At 67.1% G+C, this 16,482-nt stretch carries 14 protein-coding genes; 10 read left to right on the plus strand and 4 right to left on the minus strand.

Annotated features, from left to right (window positions below; genetic code table 11):
- Nucleotides 1–270 precede the first annotated feature (270 nt).
- The gene (locus ACFX4F_RS19310; protein ID WP_380657911.1) at nucleotides 271–1,245 is read left to right on the plus strand and encodes an MBL fold metallo-hydrolase; all 975 of its coding nucleotides are present in this window, start codon (nucleotides 271–273) and stop codon (nucleotides 1,243–1,245) included.
- A 118-nt stretch (nucleotides 1,246–1,363) separates the two neighbouring features.
- On the opposite strand, the gene yihA is transcribed toward ACFX4F_RS19310, so the two are convergent.
- Nucleotides 1,364–1,966: a ribosome biogenesis GTP-binding protein YihA/YsxC gene (gene yihA / locus ACFX4F_RS19315; protein ID WP_099821017.1), complete on the minus strand. Its 603-nt coding sequence runs from the start codon at nucleotides 1,964–1,966 to the stop codon at nucleotides 1,364–1,366.
- A 155-nt stretch (nucleotides 1,967–2,121) separates the two neighbouring features.
- Here yihA and ACFX4F_RS19320 point away from each other — a divergent pair, with 155 nt between their 5' ends.
- From ACFX4F_RS19320 to ACFX4F_RS19335, 4 genes are all read left to right on the plus strand, one after another.
- Nucleotides 2,122–2,919, plus strand: coding sequence for a cytochrome c (locus tag ACFX4F_RS19320; protein WP_099820952.1), 798 nt, complete (start codon nucleotides 2,122–2,124; stop codon nucleotides 2,917–2,919).
- Between the two features lie 106 nt (nucleotides 2,920–3,025).
- Nucleotides 3,026–3,676, plus strand: coding sequence for a thiol:disulfide interchange protein DsbA/DsbL (locus ACFX4F_RS19325; protein WP_093818001.1), 651 nt, complete (start codon nucleotides 3,026–3,028; stop codon nucleotides 3,674–3,676).
- 106 nt (nucleotides 3,677–3,782) lie between these two features.
- Nucleotides 3,783–4,598: a thiol:disulfide interchange protein DsbA/DsbL gene (locus ACFX4F_RS19330; protein WP_380657914.1), complete on the plus strand. Its 816-nt coding sequence runs from the start codon at nucleotides 3,783–3,785 to the stop codon at nucleotides 4,596–4,598.
- A gap of 52 nt (nucleotides 4,599–4,650) precedes the next feature.
- Complete coding sequence (locus tag ACFX4F_RS19335; RefSeq protein ID WP_218946652.1) at nucleotides 4,651–5,388, plus strand: endonuclease/exonuclease/phosphatase family protein; 738 nt, start codon at nucleotides 4,651–4,653, stop codon at nucleotides 5,386–5,388.
- 161 nt (nucleotides 5,389–5,549) lie between these two features.
- Here ACFX4F_RS19335 and ACFX4F_RS19340 read toward each other — a convergent pair whose 3' ends face one another.
- Nucleotides 5,550–6,425 (minus strand): EamA family transporter, encoded by an 876-nt coding sequence (locus ACFX4F_RS19340; RefSeq protein ID WP_089236864.1) that lies wholly within the window; start codon nucleotides 6,423–6,425, stop codon nucleotides 5,550–5,552.
- Nucleotides 6,426–6,497: 72 nt separating this feature from the next.
- Between ACFX4F_RS19340 and ACFX4F_RS19345 the strand changes: the two genes are divergently transcribed.
- From ACFX4F_RS19345 to fhuE, 4 genes are all read left to right on the plus strand, one after another.
- Nucleotides 6,498–6,980 carry an Lrp/AsnC family transcriptional regulator gene (locus ACFX4F_RS19345; RefSeq protein WP_099820948.1) on the plus strand — a complete coding sequence of 161 codons (483 nt, stop codon included), beginning with the start codon at nucleotides 6,498–6,500 and terminating at the stop codon, nucleotides 6,978–6,980.
- 86 nt (nucleotides 6,981–7,066) lie between these two features.
- Nucleotides 7,067–7,618 (plus strand): M23 family metallopeptidase, encoded by a 552-nt coding sequence (locus ACFX4F_RS19350; RefSeq protein ID WP_099820947.1) that lies wholly within the window; start codon nucleotides 7,067–7,069, stop codon nucleotides 7,616–7,618.
- 109 nt (nucleotides 7,619–7,727) lie between these two features.
- On the plus strand, nucleotides 7,728–8,204 hold the full coding sequence (locus tag ACFX4F_RS19355; RefSeq protein WP_380657918.1) for a hypothetical protein: 477 nt from the start codon (nucleotides 7,728–7,730) through the stop codon (nucleotides 8,202–8,204).
- A 232-nt stretch (nucleotides 8,205–8,436) separates the two neighbouring features.
- Nucleotides 8,437–10,596, plus strand: a complete 2,160-nt coding sequence (gene fhuE / locus ACFX4F_RS19360; RefSeq protein ID WP_380657920.1) for a ferric-rhodotorulic acid/ferric-coprogen receptor FhuE — start codon at nucleotides 8,437–8,439, stop codon at nucleotides 10,594–10,596.
- 147 nt (nucleotides 10,597–10,743) lie between these two features.
- On the opposite strand, the gene ACFX4F_RS19365 is transcribed toward fhuE, so the two are convergent.
- Together ACFX4F_RS19365 and ACFX4F_RS19370 are read right to left on the minus strand one after the other, a co-directional pair.
- Nucleotides 10,744–13,542 (minus strand): TonB-dependent receptor, encoded by a 2,799-nt coding sequence (locus ACFX4F_RS19365; RefSeq protein WP_380657925.1) that lies wholly within the window; start codon nucleotides 13,540–13,542, stop codon nucleotides 10,744–10,746.
- Between the two features lie 324 nt (nucleotides 13,543–13,866).
- On the minus strand, nucleotides 13,867–14,274 hold the full coding sequence (locus ACFX4F_RS19370) for a biopolymer transporter ExbD (protein WP_099820943.1): 408 nt from the start codon (nucleotides 14,272–14,274) through the stop codon (nucleotides 13,867–13,869).
- Nucleotides 14,275–14,425: 151 nt separating this feature from the next.
- Between ACFX4F_RS19370 and ACFX4F_RS19375 the strand changes: the two genes are divergently transcribed.
- Nucleotides 14,426–16,411: a transglycosylase SLT domain-containing protein gene (locus ACFX4F_RS19375; protein WP_380657923.1), complete on the plus strand. Its 1,986-nt coding sequence runs from the start codon at nucleotides 14,426–14,428 to the stop codon at nucleotides 16,409–16,411.
- The last annotated feature ends 71 nt before the right edge of the window (nucleotides 16,412–16,482 follow it).

Raw genomic sequence — 16,482 nt, forward strand, 5'->3', positions numbered from 1 at the left:
GTCCGGTTGCGGGGGCGTGAGCCGCATGGATGCGGCGACCGAGCTTACATGGACGTACTTGCAGCGTCCCCCGCAACCGGACCCACCCCGCCTCCCCACAGGAAGCCCGCTTCTGCTGTTGCTTCGGCCGTTGCCTCTGCGGGTGCAGGGCGCAGCCCTGCCGACAACCCCCCTTGAGCATTCCGCGCAGTGGTTTGAGCGCCGCACGCACGCGCAACACGGCACGCTGTGCGCACCGGGCCTGCCCATCACGCATCGAGAAGAACCGCCATGACCCTGCGCCACCTGCCGCTGCGCACCGCCCTGCTGCTGGCCCTGTCCTCCCTGCCGCTGGCCGCGCTGGCCGAGGCCACCTCGCCCGCTCCCACCCAGCAAGTGCCGGGCGTGCAGCACCAGCGCATCGGTGCACTGCAGGTCACCGCCCTGTTCGATGGCGTGGTCGCGCTCGGCCGGCAGGAAGTGGTCGATGTGCCGCCAACGCTGGTCAGCCGCCTGCTCGAAGGCCGCTACGTGCCCGAAGACAAGAAAGGCCTGCAGACCGCGATCAACGCCTTCCTGGTGCGCCAGGGCAAGCACCTGACCCTGGTCGATGCCGGCACCGCGCAGTGCTTCGGCCCTGACCAGGGCCAGGTGCTGGGCAACCTGCGTGCGGCGGGCGTGGACCCGGCCGAGATCGATGAGGTGCTGCTGACCCACGCCCATCCCGATCACCTGTGCGGCATCCTCGATGCACAGGGCAAGCCGGCCTATCCGAATGCGACGGTGTGGTTGTCCAAGGCCGATGCCCGCTACTGGCTCGACCCGGCCAGCGAAGCCACGGCGCCGCAAGGCGTGCGCTTCGCCTTCGCGCTGGCACGCAATGCGGTGGCGCCGTACCAGGCCGCCGGCCGCCTGCGCACCTTCCAGCCTGGCGACGCCCTGCCCGGCCACGCGGTGGCGATGGATACCCACGGCCACACGCCGGGGCACGTGTCCTATCGCTTCGACAGCCAGGGCCAGTCACTGCTGGTGTGGGGCGACGTGCTGCATTTCCATGCCGTGCAGTTCGCGCACCCGGAAGCGGCATTCGAGGCCGATTCGGACCGCAAGGCGGCTACGGCCAGCCGTCGCAGCGTGCTGCAGGAAGCCACCGCCAAGGGCTGGTGGGTCGCCGGCGCGCACCTGCCCTTCCCCGGCCTGGGTCACGTCCGCAGCGAGGGCAAGGCCTATGCGTGGATACCGGCGGAGTTCTCGCCGCTGAAATGACCCCGTGTAGAGCCGAGCCCGTGCTCGGCCATCAGGGTCTCGCCGCGCTACGCGCGGCAGCCGAGCGCGGGCTCGGCTCTACAGAAGTGTCGCCGGGCAAGGCCCGGCGCCCTGTTACTTATTCCAGCCCCAGCCAGCCGCCGATGATGCCGCGGGCTTCATCCACGCCGGTACGGGCGGCGCCGGAGAACACCTGCACGCTGACCGTATCGCCGAACGACGAATGCAGTTCCTTGCGTACCTTCTGCAGGGTCTGCATCTGCTGGCTGCGGCTCAGCTTGTCGGCCTTGGTCAGCAGCGCATGCGCCGGCAGGCCACGCTGCACGGCGTAGGCCAGCATCTGCCGGTCGTAGTCCTTCAGCGGATGGCGGATGTCCATCACCACCACCAGGCCCTTCAAGGCATCGCGGGTGCGGAAGTAGCGGTCGATGAAGGCCTGCCAGTGCGCCTGCAGGTCCAGCGGCACCTTGGCGTAGCCGTAACCGGGCAGATCGACCAGATGGGCGTCCGGGGTGACCTGGAAGAACACCAGCTGCTGGGTCCGGCCAGGGGTCTTGGAGACCCGGGCCAGGCTGTTCTGGCGGGTCAGCGCGTTGAGCGCGCTGGACTTGCCGGCGTTGGAGCGACCCGCAAAGGCCACTTCGGACCCTTCATCGGGCGGCAGCTGCCCCATGTTGTGGGCAGAGAGGTGGTATTGGGCGCGTTCGATGAGCAATGACATGCGCATAGGATCGCATGTTGCGGCGCCGCGCGCCCGGCCCGTGGGCCTCCCGCGGGAAAATGCTGCACTGCTGCGTTGACCGTGTACGGAAACGGCGTTGATAATCCGGGCGATGCCGGCCGCCGCCGCCCGGCCGGTCCATACGGAGCTTCAGCATGCGCCACGCTCGCGTTCTTGCCGTATCCGCCCTTGCTACTGCCGTTGTTGCCGCTGCTGCCTTCGCGCAGACCACGCTGACCCCGCTGCCCGACAACGGCCCGATCAGGACCGCCTCGCTTGAGGTGGATTTCAGCAAGACCACCTGGGGCGATGCCAAGGCCGGCCAGACCAAGGCCACTGCGTGTGCCGCCTGCCATGGTGCCGATGGCAATTCCACGGTGGAGATGTATCCCAGCATCGCCGGCCAGAGCGAGCGCTACGTCGCCCAGCAGATGGCCCTGATCGCCAACGGCCAGCGCAGTTCCGGCGCCGCCGTGGCGATGGTGCCCTTCGTGCAGAACCTCACCCCGCAGGACATGCGCGATATCGGTGCGTTCTTCGCCACCCAGAAGGCCAACGCCGGCATCGCCGACGACACGCTGGTGGCCGAAGGCCCGTACAAGGGCATGAAGTTCTACCAGATCGGCCAGCAGCTCTACCGCGGCGGCGACGCCCAGCGCGGGCTGCCGGCCTGCATGGCCTGTCACGGCCCCAGTGGCGCCGGCAACCCGGGTCCGGCCTACCCGCACATCGGCGGCCAGCACGCCAGCTATGTCGCCCGGCGCCTGCAGGAATACCAGGCCGGGCAGACCAACGAGACCGACAAGGCGCACTTCCAGATCATGGCCACGGTGGCGCAGAAGCTGACCGAGCAGGAGGTGCAGGCCCTTTCCAGCTACCTGCAGGGCCTGCACAACAAGGCCGACGACCTCGCCGCCGAAGGCGCTTCGACGCGACCGGCCGCCGCCCCCTGACCGCCACTGGTCGGCGCGGGTCGCCACGACGGCCCGCCGCTGCGGTATGTTTCCTTCACGCCGGCGGCTGCGCCGGCGTTGTCATTTTCAACGGAGATGCGTGTCGATGAGGTTGATTCCCCGCCTTCTGCTGTCCCTGCTGGTGCTGCTGCCGTTGGCGGCCTGCGCCGCCACCCCCGCCAACGCCCCGCTGGTCGAAGGCAAAGACTACGAGCGCATCGCCCAGCCTGGCCCGTTCCAGCCGCTGGCCGGCAAGATCGAAGTGGTCGAGGTGTTCGGCTACACCTGCCCGCACTGCGCCCATTTCGAACCGCAGCTGGCCGCGTGGGCCGCCAAACTGCCGGCCGACGTGCGCTTCACCCCGGTCCCGGCCGCCTTCGGCGGTGCCTGGGATGCCTGGGCCCTGGCCTACTACGCCGCCGACGAAGTGGGCGTAGCCAAGCGCAGCCACGCCGCCGTGTTCAAGGCCCTGCACGATGACGGCACGCTGCCGATGCAGAACGTCTCGGCCGATGAGCTCGCCAGCTTCTACAAGGCCTACGGCGTGACCCCGGAGCGCTACACGCAGGCCCTGCGCGGCGAAGCGGTACAGAAAAAGGTCGATGCCGCCCGTGCCTTCGCCCAGCGCACCCAGGTGCCGGGCACCCCGGCCATCATCATCAATGGCCAGTACCTGGTGCGTGGCAAGAGCTTCGACGACCAGCTGCGCATCGCCTCGGCGCTGATCGCCCAGGCCCGCGCTGCCCGCGGCCGCTGAACCAACTCACACCATCGACACGGCGCTGTCGCCGCCGCATGTCATCATTTCCCTCTGGCCGGTGCCTGACGCCGGCCCCACCTTTCCAGATGCTGGAGACGTTTCCATGAAGACCCGTTTCGCCGCCCTCGCCCTCGCAGCGCTGCTGCCGATCCTGGCCGCCTGCAAGGCCGACGACGGCACCACCAATACCTCCGCCCCGGCAGAACCGGCCGCGGCCCCGGCCAGCACCGAACCGGCCGCGCCGGCGGCAGGCAGCGAAGCCGCTGCACCGGCTGCCGAAGGTGACAAGACCGCCGCCAGCGCCGCCCCTGCCCCGACCACCGCCGCGCTGACCGGCCCGGCCCCGGTGGAAGGCGCCGATTACCAGCTGATCCCGAACGGCCAGCCGTTCCAGCCGGCGGCCGGCAAGGTCGAAGTGGTCGAGATCTTCGGTTACGTCTGCCCGGCCTGTGCCGCGTTCCAGCCGCTGGTCGGCCCGTGGAAGGCTGGCCTGCCGAGCGATGTGAACTTCGTCTACGTGCCGGCCATGTTCGGCGGCACCTGGGACAACTACGCCCGTGCCTTCTACGCCGCGCAGACCCTGGGCGTGCAGGAGAAGACCCACGAAGCGCTGTACTCGGCCATCCACTCGCAGAAGACCCTGAAGGGTGAGCGCGGTGCTGATTCGGTCGAAGACATCGCCAAGTTCTACGGTGCCTACGGCGTCGATCCGAAGCAGTTCGCCGCCACCATGGGCAGCTTCGCGGTCAATGCCAAGACCAACTCGGCCAAGCAGTTCGCCCAGCGCAGCCAGATCAGCGGCACGCCGTCGATCATCGTCAACGGCAAGTACCTGGTAAAGGGCAAGAGCTTCCCGGACATGCTGCGCATTGCCGACCACCTGATCGCCCGCGAACGCGGTGCGGCCCAGGCTCACTGATTAAAGAGACGTTTTCCCGGCCGTGACTTCCCCCACAACACGGACCCTGCGCTTGCTGACGGCCAACATCCAGGCCGGCTCGAGTACCCGCCGCTACAGCGACTATGTGACCCGCAGCTGGTCACATGCGCTGCCGGCGGGTCGCAAGCGCAGCAGCCTTGACGCGATTGCCACTCTGGCGCGCGGTCATGACATCGTCGGCCTGCAGGAGGCCGACCCCGGCAGCCTGCGCTCGGGCTTCACCAACCAGACCCATTACCTGGCCCAGCGCGCCGGCTTCAATTACTGGAGCCACCAGCCGAACCGGCGCATGGGCGGCGTCGCCTCCAGCGCCAACGGCCTGCTGAGCAAGCTGGAACCGGTGGAAGTGCAGGACCACGCCCTGCCCGGCCGTATCGGCGGGCGCGGCGTGCTGCTGGCCAAGTTCGGCGATGGTCGTGATGGCCTGGCGGTTGCGGTAGCGCATCTGTCGCTGGGCGCAGGTTCGCGGATGGCCCAGCTCGGTTTCATCGCCGAGCTGTTGTCCGACCATCCCAATGCGGTGCTGATGGGCGACTTCAACTGCCTGGCCGAACGGCCGGAAATGCAGGTGCTGTACCAGAAGACCCGCCTGCAGCCGCCGGGCTGCATCGTGCCGACCTTCCCCAGCTGGCGCCCCGACCGCGCCATCGACCACATCCTGGTCAGCAGCGGTCTGCAGACCCGCAACGTGGAAGCGGTACCGGCCGCGTTCTCCGACCATCTGGCCCTGGCGATGGCGATCGACGTCCCCGCCGACGCCCTGCGCTAACGCTGCCGCTGCGCTCGCCGGGCATGGCCCGGCGCTACCGACCCTGGTAGGGGCCAACCTTGGTTGGCACGCTACCCTGGTGGGTGCAGACCCCGTTGGCAGGCTGACCTGGTGGGTGCGGACCGTTGGTCCGCACGCTCTCCGCCGGGCCTGGCCCGGCGCTACCCCGCCTGCGCCACCGGCACCTTCAACCGCCTTGCCGTCATCGTGCTGCCCACCGAGGCCAGCACCGTGCAGCCGATCGCCAGCCACTGCAGTCCATGCAGGTGCTCGTGCAGCAGCAGCATCGCCCACAGCGCGGCCACCGCCGGTTCCATGCTGATCAGGATCCCGAAGGTCTCCTTCGGCAGGCGCTTGAGCGCCATCATCTCCAGTGACATCGGGATCGCGCTGGACACCAGCGCCACCACCAGCCCGGCCAGCAGGATCTTCGGTTCCAGCAACGCCGCGCCGGCATGCACCACGCCCACCGGCACCACCACCAGCGACGCAGCCAACAGCCCCAGCGACACCGAATGCCCGGCGTGCAGGTGGCCGGCGCGCTTGCCGAACACGATGTACAGGCCCCAGCAGGCCGCCGCGCCCATGGCGTACAGCACGCCCACCGGGTCCAGTGCCGGGCCGCCGCCGATCGGCAGCAGCAACAGCAGCCCGACCGCCGCACAGCCCACCCAGAGGAAATCGATCGGCCGTCGCGACGACAGCATCGCCACCGTCAGCGGGCCAGTGAATTCGATGGCCACCGCGATGCCGAACGGGATCGTGCGCAAGGCCATGTAGAACAACAGGTTCATCAGGCCCAGGGTGAGGCCGTAACGCAGGATCGTGATCGCATCCACGCGGCTGGTCTTCCAGCGCCATGGCCGCCAGAACAGCAGCAGCAACAGCGCCGAGAAGCCCACGCGCAGCGCGCTGGTGCCCTGCGCACCGATCAACGGAAACAGCTGCTTGGCGTAGGAGGTACCGATGGCCAGTGCGGTGACCGAGCCGAGCACCGCCAGCGCCGGCAACATCGGCGCGATTCGAGAAGTCTGCATGCCGCCAGTCTATTGCGCCGGCGGCGAGCACTTGGCTCAATTGACGGCCCGTCCGTGCAACTTCTGCTCACCATGGCCACTGCCCCCGTGCTGGACAGCTTCGACCGCGCCATCCTCGCCCTGCTGCAGCAGGACAACACCCTGCCGCAACGGCAGATCGCCGAAGCCGTGCACCTGTCGACCCCGGCCGTGCAGCGGCGGATCAAGCGCCTGCAGGACAGCGGCGTGATCGCCGCCAATGTGGCGGTGATCGATGCCGCGAAGATCGGCCGGCCGCTGACCATCATCGTCGAGGTGCGCGTGGTCAGCGAGCAGCGTGAGAAGGTCGCCCCGTTCCGCCGCCGCGTGCAGGACGATCCTGCCGTGCAGCAGTGTTACTCGATCACCGGTGATGGTGATTTCCTGCTGCTGCTCTCGGCGGCATCGATGGAAGAGTACGAGGCGATCACCGAGCGGCTGTTCGGTGCGGATGACAACATCGAGCGCTTCCGCACGTCGGTGGCGCTGGGCACGTTGAAGCGCGGCTTCGACGTGCCGTTGGCAGCGCTTCTGTAGAGTCGAGCCATGCTCGACTGCTTTTCCCTGGCGTATCCCCAAGAACCGAAGCCGTCGAGCATGGCTCGACTCTACGTTCGGAGACCATGAATACACTGCACTCGCCCGCCCATCGCCTGCGCCGCTGGCTCCTGCGTGGCCTTTGCCTGGCCATTGCCATCATCGCGGCGATGGCCTTCTGGAACAGCCCGTGGGCCGCCGCACCGAAGATGCTGTGGACACTCTCGCGCATGCCGCCGGCCACGCAGCTGCCGGTGCCGGTGGACGGCGTCCGCCCGCGCCAGATCGCCGATACCTTCGGTGCGCCGCGCGGTCGCGACCGCAGCCATGCCGGCATCGACATCTTCGGCAAGCGCGGCACGCCGGTGCGCAGTGCTACCCCCGGTGTTGTCGCCGACATCCGCGACAGCGGCCTCGGTGGCCGCCAGGTCTGGGTCATCGGCCCGGGACGCGAGCGCTATTACTACGCACACCTGGAAGACTGGGCCGATGGCCTGGCGCGCGGACAGGTGGTGCAACCCGGCGACCTGCTCGGCCATGTCGGCGACAGCGGCAACGCCAAGGGCACGCCGCCCCATCTGCATTGGGGCATCTACGGGAAAGACGGGGCTCGCGATCCGCTGCCGCTGCTGCGCTGAGCTGCCTCGCAGAGTCACACGTTGCCGACCGCTGCCAGGCAGTTCTGCAAGCTCGACTCTTCACCTGCATGCCCCCATCATCAACCGCAGTGACAGGGAGAGCACGCCGATGGCCGCACTTGGTCGCACCCCGCTGCTGATCACCATCATGCTGCTGGCCACGGGCTGCAGCACGCTGCAGGCGCCGCGCGAGCCGATATGCGCGCAGATGCTCGCCTTCGCCAACAGCACGCCGGTGGGCGCCAGCCAGTCGATCGAACTGGTTACTGACTGGAACACGTGGAGCAAGGGCTGCACGCACGAGGGCAATCCGGCAGGCAAGCGGTTCTGCGATTGGCTGCTTGCCCATTCCTCCACCGAATTTGCCTCGGCCAACATCCGCAGCGCGATGGCCTGCCTGGACCCCGGCGCCCGCTATGCCGGACCGGTGCGTACCACGCCCGAGTACCTGACCGGCAGGATCCATGTGTCCGACATCCGTGGGCTCGAGCGGAACGTGATGATCTCCATCGAATATGCCGACGGCATCGAGGGGCAATTGCCGCGCCTGAATATCCTTGCTGAACGCCTGATTCCCGACGAATAGTCCTGTCGCGCCGAACGCAGGCACAGCCGCTGGCCCATTTGTAAATGGAAACAATTCCCATTACGATATTGGCGTTTTCCGGGCAGCCAGGACGGTTCGTCCGTCCTCGCATTGCCCAGCCACCGCCCTGAAACGCAGGGCTTCGCCAGCGGCGCGAGATCCCCACCAGCCGCGGCGCCAGACCATCCGGGAAGCCGGTCGGACGCACGCACGTGCCCGTCCAGGAACCTTGATGAACCGTTCGACCTCCCCCCTGCTGCCGCATCGCCTGTCCGCAGCGGTGCTCTCCGCCCTGTGCGTGGCCGCCGCCCCCGCTCCCTTCGCCGAAGCCGCCGCCGACCCGACCACCCTCGACAAGGTCGTGGTGAAGGGCGAGCGTGCGGAAGGCTATTCGGTGCGCCGCACTTCGGCCGGTACCCGCTTCGACCTGGCGCCGCGCGAAATCCCGCAATCGGTCAGCATCATCAGCCATCAGCGCATCGAAGATCAGCAGCTGGACGACATCATCGACGTGCTGGGCAACACCACCGGCGTGACCAGCACGCAGTCGGACAGCGAGCGCACCGAGTTCTACGCACGCGGCTTCTACATCGATGCGTACCAGTTCGATGGCCTGCCCACGCAGATGGTGCAGAACTGGAGCTACGGCGACTCCGGCCTGGACCTGGCCCTGTACGACCGCGTGGAAGTGGTGCGCGGCGCCACCGGCCTGCTCAGTGGCGCCGGCAACCCGTCGGCATCGGTGAACCTGATCCGCAAGCACGCCGACAGCGCCGAGCTGACCGGCAGCGTGTCGGTGAACGTCGGCAGCTGGGGCCGCACCCGCACCACCGTGGACGTGGGCAGCGCACTCAACGCCAGCGGCACCGTACGCGGCCGTGTGATCGGCAGCTACCTGGACACCGATGGGCAGATGGACCGCTACAACCAGCGCAAGACACTGGGCTATGCGGTGATCGACGCCGACCTGACCCCCGATACCCAGCTCAGCGTGGGCTACGACTACCAGCAGAAACGCGCGAACGGCGCGACCTGGGGTGGCTTCCCGATGCTGTACTCCGACGGCAGCGCGACGCCGTACGACGAATCGTTCAACGCCAGCCCGAACTGGACCTACTGGGACACCACCAGCAAGCGCGCGTTCGCCACCCTGCAGCACGCCTTCAGCAACGGCTGGAAGTTCAAGATCGGCGCAACGCATGACCAGACCAAGGCCGACGACAAGCTGTTCTACCCCGCGTACAACGATTGGACCACCGGCGCGTCGAACTTCGACAAGACCACCGGTGCGGGCATTTCGCCCTCGGCCGGCTTCTACAACACCGAGCGCAAGGTCACCGGTGTCGATGGCTATGTCGACGGCCCGTTCCAGCTGTTCGGCCGCGAGCACCAGTTCATGGCCGGCCTGAGCTACAACAAGCGCGAGTACGCCAACTATGGCGACTATCAGGTGGGCGGCGCTGGCCTGCCGTGGAACCCGTTTGCCAGCTATCTGAACTGGACCGGCAACATCAGTGAGCCGAACTGGAACCCATTGGCCCTGGCCAGCGAAGGCACCATTACCCAGAAGGCCGGCTACGTCGCCGCACGGTTGTCACTGGCCGACCCGTTGAAGCTGATCATCGGCGCACGCTACACCGACTGGAAGAGCGAAGGCGAGAACGCCGACCGCTCGCACAAGGAAACCACGCCGTATGCCGGCCTCGTGTTCGACATCAACGACACCTACTCGGCGTACACCAGCTACACCGAGATCTTCCAGCCGCAGACGCTGAAGGACCGCAACGGCAGCTATCTGGACCCGGTGGATGGCAAGAGCTACGAAGTGGGCGTCAAGGGCGCCTGGTTCGACAACCGTCTGAATGCTTCGCTGGCGGTGTTCCGCATCGAACAGGACAACGTCGGCCAGATCACTGGCGAGCCGGTGCCCGGCAGCCAGAACGAATTTGCCTATCGCGCCGCACGCGGCACGGTGAGCCGTGGCTTCGAGTTCGAGCTCAACGGCGAACTGGCACCGGGCTGGAACGCCACGTTCGGCGCCTCCCGCTACGTGGCCAAGGATGCCAACGACGCCGACATCAACACCAATCTGCCGCAGACCGCGCTTAAGCTGTTCACCAGCTACACCCCGCAGTCGCTGCAGGAACTGACTGTCGGTGGCGGTGCCAACTGGCAGAACCGCATCTACTACCCGGTGCCGGCCTATGGCCGTATCGAGCAGAGTGGCTACGCCCTGGTCAGTGCGTTCGTGCGCTACCGCATCTCGCCGGAATTCAGCGTGCAGGCCAACCTCAACAATCTGCTGGACAAGAAGTATCTCTCGCAGATCAATGGCTACGGCGCGTATGGCGATGGTCGCAACGGTTCGCTGACCTTCACCTGGTCGTTCTGAGCAGGCGCGGGGCACGATCGCCCCGCACCTGTAGAGCCGAGCCCATGCTCGGCTGCCTTTCGCAACGTTGTGGGCGATCGAGCCGAGCATGGGCTCGGCTCTACCTCCACATGGGGACGCCGGGCTGAGCCCGGCGCCGTCACCTCATCAGAACCGCAGGTCCGCGCGCAGGTACCAGTAGCGGCCACGCGGGATGTCGTAGGTCGAGGCGTCATAGCCGTTCAACGAGCACGACAGGCAGATCGGCGGATCCTTATCGAACACGTTGTTCAGACCGGCCGTCAGCTGCAGCCCCTTCATCCAGTCGATCTTGTAGCCCACCTGCGCGTCATGGAAGGTGGTGGCCGACAGCGTGTTGGTGCCGGCAGCCTGGTTGCTGCACACCGGGAACGCCACGGCGTCACCGCAGTCTTCGGTCAGTTCGGAAATGTGGCGTACCGTCCAGTTGGCGCTCCAGTTGTCCAGCGTCCAGCCGATGCTGGCGTTGCTGGTCCATTCCGGAATCGAACTGTCGGCCACTTCCACGCCGGGCTTCTGCGGCTGCCGCTGGCCGGCCGCACCGGTGGCCTCATAGCGACCGACGAAGGTGTTCTTCCAGCCCAGCTTGAACTGGCCGATCGAGCTCTGCGGCAGGGTCCAGAACAGATCCACATCCCAACCATCGGTCTTGATCGAACCCAGGTTGGTCAGGCGGTTGTTGAAGCTGCTGACTGCACCGGTGCTGGCACGGGTGATGCCATCGCAGTAGATCGGGTCCAGCGTATCCACGCACAGGTCCAGCTGGGTCTGCGCGTTGATCGCCTGGATCGCGCCATCGATGTTGTGGCGATAGAAGGTCACTTCCACGTCGAAGCGCTCCGACCACGACGCATCGTTGCCGAACCAGGGGCTCCACACGAAGCCGGCACTGAAGCTGCGCGACCGCTCCGGTTCCAGCTCGCGGTTGCCGCCGGTGGTCACCGAGATCTGCGAGTTGGCCTGCTGGAAGCCCGCCGGCACGCCCAGCGAGGCACAGTTGGCCGCACTGCCGCGCGGCGGCGTGCCACCCAGGCCGACCGAGCAGGGATCGAACAGCTGCAGGTCAGCGCGCGCAGCCGAACCGTACAGCTCACCGATCGACGGTGCGCGGAAGCCTTCGGCGTAGGTGGTACGCAGCACGAAGTCATCGGTCACCTGCCAGCGCAGGCCGTACTTGGGCGTGAACTCGCCACCGAAGGTCGAGTAATCCGAGTAGCGGCCGGCCAGGCTCAGGTCCAGCTTCTTGCCCAGCGCCGAGTCGGCGAAGATCGGCACGCTCAGCTCCAGGTACGCTTCGTTGACGTCGTAGGAACCGGACGTCGGCTGCGACGGTACACCGTTGTAGTGGCCGATCACCGTCAGCGGGTCAGGCTGGTACGAGCCTTTGTACTTGCGGTGTTCGAGGCCGGTGGCGAAGGACACCGGGCCGGCCGGCAGGGTGAACAGATCGCTGGACAGGTTGGCGGTGAACAGGCTCAGTTCGTTCTGGCTGCGGTCGCGCACCACCGGCTGGATCCAGCGCAGCATGTCCGGGGTGATCGAGCCTGCGCCACCGAAGATGTTCAGCGGCACGCAGCCCGGCGTGGCCGCGCACACCGCCGGATCGCCCAGCGCCATGTTGACGTTGTAGATGTTGTAGCTGCCGTAGTTGGTCTGCTCGGCCTTGTTCTTGCTGTACATGCCGTTGACGTCCCAGTACCAGCTGCGGTCGGCCGCCTGGAAGTTGCCGACCAGACCGGTGGCGAAGTACGTGGTGTCCACCTTCTGCTCGAATACGCGCGCGCCGCCTTCCACCGGGCGGCGACCGATCAGGCTCATGTTGCCGGACGACACCAGGTCGAAGCCGAACGGGTTGTACGGGTTCAGTGCCGAGACCACGATGTTGTCGGCCAGCGGATTGCCGGTGGCGCCATCGGGGCCGAAGAACAGCGGCTCCGGGCCGGCCTGGTTGGTCGACTCGCGGCGGTTGCCCAGTGCCTTGACGTACCACTGCACGTTGTCGGTGATGTCGAAACGGAACTGGCCGAACAGGCCCTTACGTTCCGATGGCGTCAGCACCATGTTGTATTCGGCGAAGTTGAAGCGGTCGGCGCTGGTGAAGCAGTGGTAGTCGTCGGTGCGGTTGCAGCCGGCGCTGCCGTCGTAACGCGGGCTGCTCACGCCGGTGTTGGGCACGATGTCCTGTTCGGCACCGGTGTTGGGATCGACGAAGGCAAAGCGCCCCTGCGGAATGCCGCCGCTGCCGAAGGCCAGGCCGGTGCCGGGAATCGGAAAGCGCGACTGCTCGCGGTCCTTCGCATATACCGGGTCCTGCTTGGTCCAGCTTGCTCCCAGGAACAGGCTGAAGCGGTCGCCGCTCTTGCCCCAGGCCAGGTCCACGCCCTTCTGCGTGCCATCGCCCTTGCCGTACTGGCCATAGTTCAACGTCACCTGGCCGCCGTCGAAATCGCGGCGGGTGATGATGTTGACCACACCGGCGATGGCATCGGAGCCGTACAGCGACGACGCGCCATCTTCCAGCACTTCGATGCGTTCAACGATCGCCAGCGGAATGGTGTTGAGGTCGGTGGCCGAGCCGACGCCCGAGGCCGAGGATTCGTTGACCCAGCGGATGCCATCGACCAGCACCAGTACACGCTTGGCACCCAGATGGCGCAGGTCCACCTGCGCCGAACCCGCGCCAACACCACTGCCGTCGGGCGGGAAACCGAAGTTGCCCGACGAATTGAATTTGGCATTGAGCGCCGAGCCGGAACCTGTGAGCTGTTGCAGCACTTCACCGATCGAGGTCAGGCCGGTGCGTTCGATGTCGGCGCGATTGAGGGTCTGGACCGGCACCTGGCCTTCCACTTCAGCGCGCTTGATGCGGGTACCGGTGACTTCGATCGCGTCCAGATTGGTGGTGGTCGATTGGGCAGCAGCGCCCATCGGTGCCAGGGCGGTCACGCACAGCGCGACGGCAACCGCCAAGGGGCGGTGGTGCAGGTAATTCATTCGCTCTCTCTCCAAAGGAATGTCGGGACATGGACTGCCGCGCTCCCCCCTGCATGGCGGCAGCGTCTCCTTTGTAAACAAGCGGTAAAGATCGCGGCGTGATGCCCGACACTCTTTCACGCAGATTTGACGATTCTGAGAGCAGATAACGTCATTTGGCTACGTATTCACCGAAGGCGGTGATCTACATCGGCGCCCTTCCCAGCGCCTGCTGCCCAAGTGCGGCCCTCCATCAGGAAGGCCGCACTGGTGACCCGCTCACTGCACGAACGCAATGCGTTCCATGCCGGTGGCCTCGGCAGCAGCCAGGATCTTGGCCATGCCGTCGTACTCGGCCGACGGATCGGTGCTGATGCGCAGCTCCGGCAGGTTGCCGGCATGCTCGCTGGCCTGCGCCTGCAGGCGCGACTGCAGATCGCCGATGGCCATCGGCTGCCCGTCCCAGCTCAACTGGCTGGACGCATCCAGGCGCAGCTCGATCGGCGGTGGCGGTTCGGGGCGATCCACCACGCGATCGGTGGCCTGCGGCAACTGCACGTTGATCGGCCGCGACAACATCGGCGCGGTCACGATGAAGATGATCAACAACACCAGCATCACATCCACCAGTGGCGTGACGTTGATGTCCGCCAGCGGGCCGCTTCTTCCTGCGCTACTGAATGCCATGTGCCGCTCCCTGCAGCAGGGCCGGTCGCCCCAGCCCAAACCTACGCCGATCAGCTGCCCTCGCGGCAGTGCGGATCACCTCATCATTCAGCTGTCGTTGCCCTCTGCTGCCGTGTACGAAATGAGAAACTGAATTCAGCCACCGCCCGCTATGCTGGTCGCCATGACCCGACGATCTTCGACCGCCCTGTCCCTGCTCCCGCTGGCCACCACGCTGCTGATCGGCTGCGCGAGTGCCCAGTCCCTCGATGCCCAGAACGCCCAGTTGAAGGCCGCCATCGCGGCCGCCGAACGTGGCCAGTTCGATCCCGGCCAGGCCGCTGCGCTCAGCCGCCATCCAGCGTATGGCTGGCTGGAGTTCGCCAACCTGCGGCGCAACATCGACACCGTGGATACGGCGCAGGCACAGGCCTTCCTCAAGCGCTACCAGGGCCAGGCCGTGGCCAACAGCTTCCGCAGCGCCTGGCTGCCCTCTGTAGCACGCCGGCAGGACTGGCCGACGCTGCTGGCCAACTGGGTGCCGACCGACAACCTCGGCCTGCGCTGTGCGCAGCTGACGGCGCGCCAGGCCACCGGCAAGGTGGACCCGCAGTGGATCGGTGAAGCCCAGGATCTGTGGCGCAAGAACGGCAAGTCACTGCCTGATGCCTGCGACGCCGTGTTCGCCGTGCTGCAGGCGCAGGGTGGCATGAGCGATGCACTGCGCTGGGAGCGCATCGATGCCGCTGCCGATGCACAGCAGCCGGCGGTGATGCGCTCGGCCGCGCGCGGCCTGCAGGCGGGCGATCTGGCGCTGGCCAACACCTACGCCGCCTTCGTCGACAAGCCCAATGCCAGTGCCCTGAACTGGCCGCGCAACGAGCGCAGCCGGCGCATCGCCACCGATGGCCTGGCCAAGCTGGCCAAGGCCGATCCGGACGCCACCGAACAGCAGCTGCCGCAGTACGCGCAGGCGCTGGGCCTGAGCGCCGAACAGCAGGGCCAGGTGCGTTACCAGATCGCCCTGTGGACGGTGGCGTCCTACCTGCCCGACTCTGCCCGCCGCTTGAATGCCGTACCCGATGCGGCCTACGACGAACGCCTGCACGAATGGCGCGCACGCGAAGCAATGTCGCGCGGCGATTGGCCGGCGACGCTGGCAGCGATCCGCAAGATGGGCCCGACCCAGCGCAACGATTCGCGCTGGCGCTATTTCGAAGGCCGCATGCTGGAAAAGACCGGCCAGGCACAGCAGGCGCAGCCGCTGTTCCGCGAAGCCGCACGCGCGCCGACCTTCCATGGCTTCCTGGCGGCGGACAAGCTGCAGCAGCCCTACACGCTGTGTCCGTGGAAGCCCGACGACAGCGCGCAGGCGCAAGCCGTGGTCGCCCGCGATCCGGCCATCCAGCGCGCGATGGCGCTGTACCAGATCGACCGCGCCGGCTGGGCGGTGGCCGAATGGAACAACGCACTGTCGCGCTTCGATGACACCCAGCGCCGCCTCGCGGTGCGCGTGGCGCAGGACAACGGCTGGTTCGACCGCGCGGTGTTCTCGCTCGGCAAGCAGAAGCAGGAGCAGCGCCTGTACGACCTGCGCTTCCCGCTGCACCACGACGCCACGATCCGTCGCGAGTCGGCGCGCAATGCGCTGGACCCGGCCTGGGTGGCCGCTGAGATCCGTGCGGAAAGCGTGTTCAGCCCGCGCGCGCGTTCGCCTGCCAACGCCATGGGCCTGATGCAGGTGCTGCCGGCGACCGGTGCCGGTGTCGCCAAGTCCATCGGCCTGACCGGCTACGGCGGCGCTGACAGCCTGTACGACCCGGACACCAACATCGCCATCGGCAGCGCGTACCTGCGGCAGTTGATGAACAAGTACGACGGCCTGCCCTACGTGACCATCGCCGCGTACAACGCGGGCCCGACGCCGACCGCACGCTGGCAGACCCAGCGCCCGGGCTTCGATCCGGACCTGTGGATCGAGACCATCAGCTACAAGGAAACACGCGAGTACGTTGCCCGCGTGCTGGCCTTCAGCGTGATCTACGACTGGCGACTCAATGGCGACGCATTGCCGCTGAGCGACCGCCTGATGGGCCGCCTGGTGGACAAGCGCAAGGCCTTCACCTGCGCCGCCAACGCCGACCAGGGCGGCGATTGATCGCACGATGACGGTAGCGCCGGGCCATGCCCGGCGGACGCCACGATGTATCCCGCTGGGCATGGCCCGGC

It is taken from the genome of Stenotrophomonas sp. YIM B13575, from assembly GCF_042787595.1.
Lineage (GTDB): Bacteria > Pseudomonadota > Gammaproteobacteria > Xanthomonadales > Xanthomonadaceae > Stenotrophomonas > Stenotrophomonas lactitubi_B.

Excerpts from the sequence above, each read along its gene's own strand:
- ACFX4F_RS19310 (WP_380657911.1), top strand. The coding sequence starts at position 271 with ATGACCCTGCGCCACCTGCCGCTGCGCACCGCCCTGCTGCTGGCCCTG.
- yihA (WP_099821017.1), bottom strand. The coding sequence starts at position 1,966 with ATGTCATTGCTCATCGAACGCGCCCAATACCACCTCTCTGCCCACAAC.
- ACFX4F_RS19320 (WP_099820952.1), top strand. The coding sequence starts at position 2,122 with ATGCGCCACGCTCGCGTTCTTGCCGTATCCGCCCTTGCTACTGCCGTT.
- ACFX4F_RS19325 (WP_093818001.1), top strand. The coding sequence starts at position 3,026 with ATGAGGTTGATTCCCCGCCTTCTGCTGTCCCTGCTGGTGCTGCTGCCG.
- ACFX4F_RS19330 (WP_380657914.1), top strand. The coding sequence starts at position 3,783 with ATGAAGACCCGTTTCGCCGCCCTCGCCCTCGCAGCGCTGCTGCCGATC.
- ACFX4F_RS19340 (WP_089236864.1), bottom strand. The coding sequence starts at position 6,425 with ATGCAGACTTCTCGAATCGCGCCGATGTTGCCGGCGCTGGCGGTGCTC.
- ACFX4F_RS19345 (WP_099820948.1), top strand. The coding sequence starts at position 6,498 with ATGGCCACTGCCCCCGTGCTGGACAGCTTCGACCGCGCCATCCTCGCC.
- ACFX4F_RS19350 (WP_099820947.1), top strand. The coding sequence starts at position 7,067 with ATGAATACACTGCACTCGCCCGCCCATCGCCTGCGCCGCTGGCTCCTG.
- ACFX4F_RS19355 (WP_380657918.1), top strand. The coding sequence starts at position 7,728 with ATGGCCGCACTTGGTCGCACCCCGCTGCTGATCACCATCATGCTGCTG.
- fhuE (WP_380657920.1), top strand. The coding sequence starts at position 8,437 with ATGAACCGTTCGACCTCCCCCCTGCTGCCGCATCGCCTGTCCGCAGCG.
- ACFX4F_RS19365 (WP_380657925.1), bottom strand. The coding sequence starts at position 13,542 with ATGGGCGCTGCTGCCCAATCGACCACCACCAATCTGGACGCGATCGAA.
- ACFX4F_RS19370 (WP_099820943.1), bottom strand. The coding sequence starts at position 14,274 with ATGGCATTCAGTAGCGCAGGAAGAAGCGGCCCGCTGGCGGACATCAAC.
- ACFX4F_RS19375 (WP_380657923.1), top strand. The coding sequence starts at position 14,426 with ATGCTGGTCGCCATGACCCGACGATCTTCGACCGCCCTGTCCCTGCTC.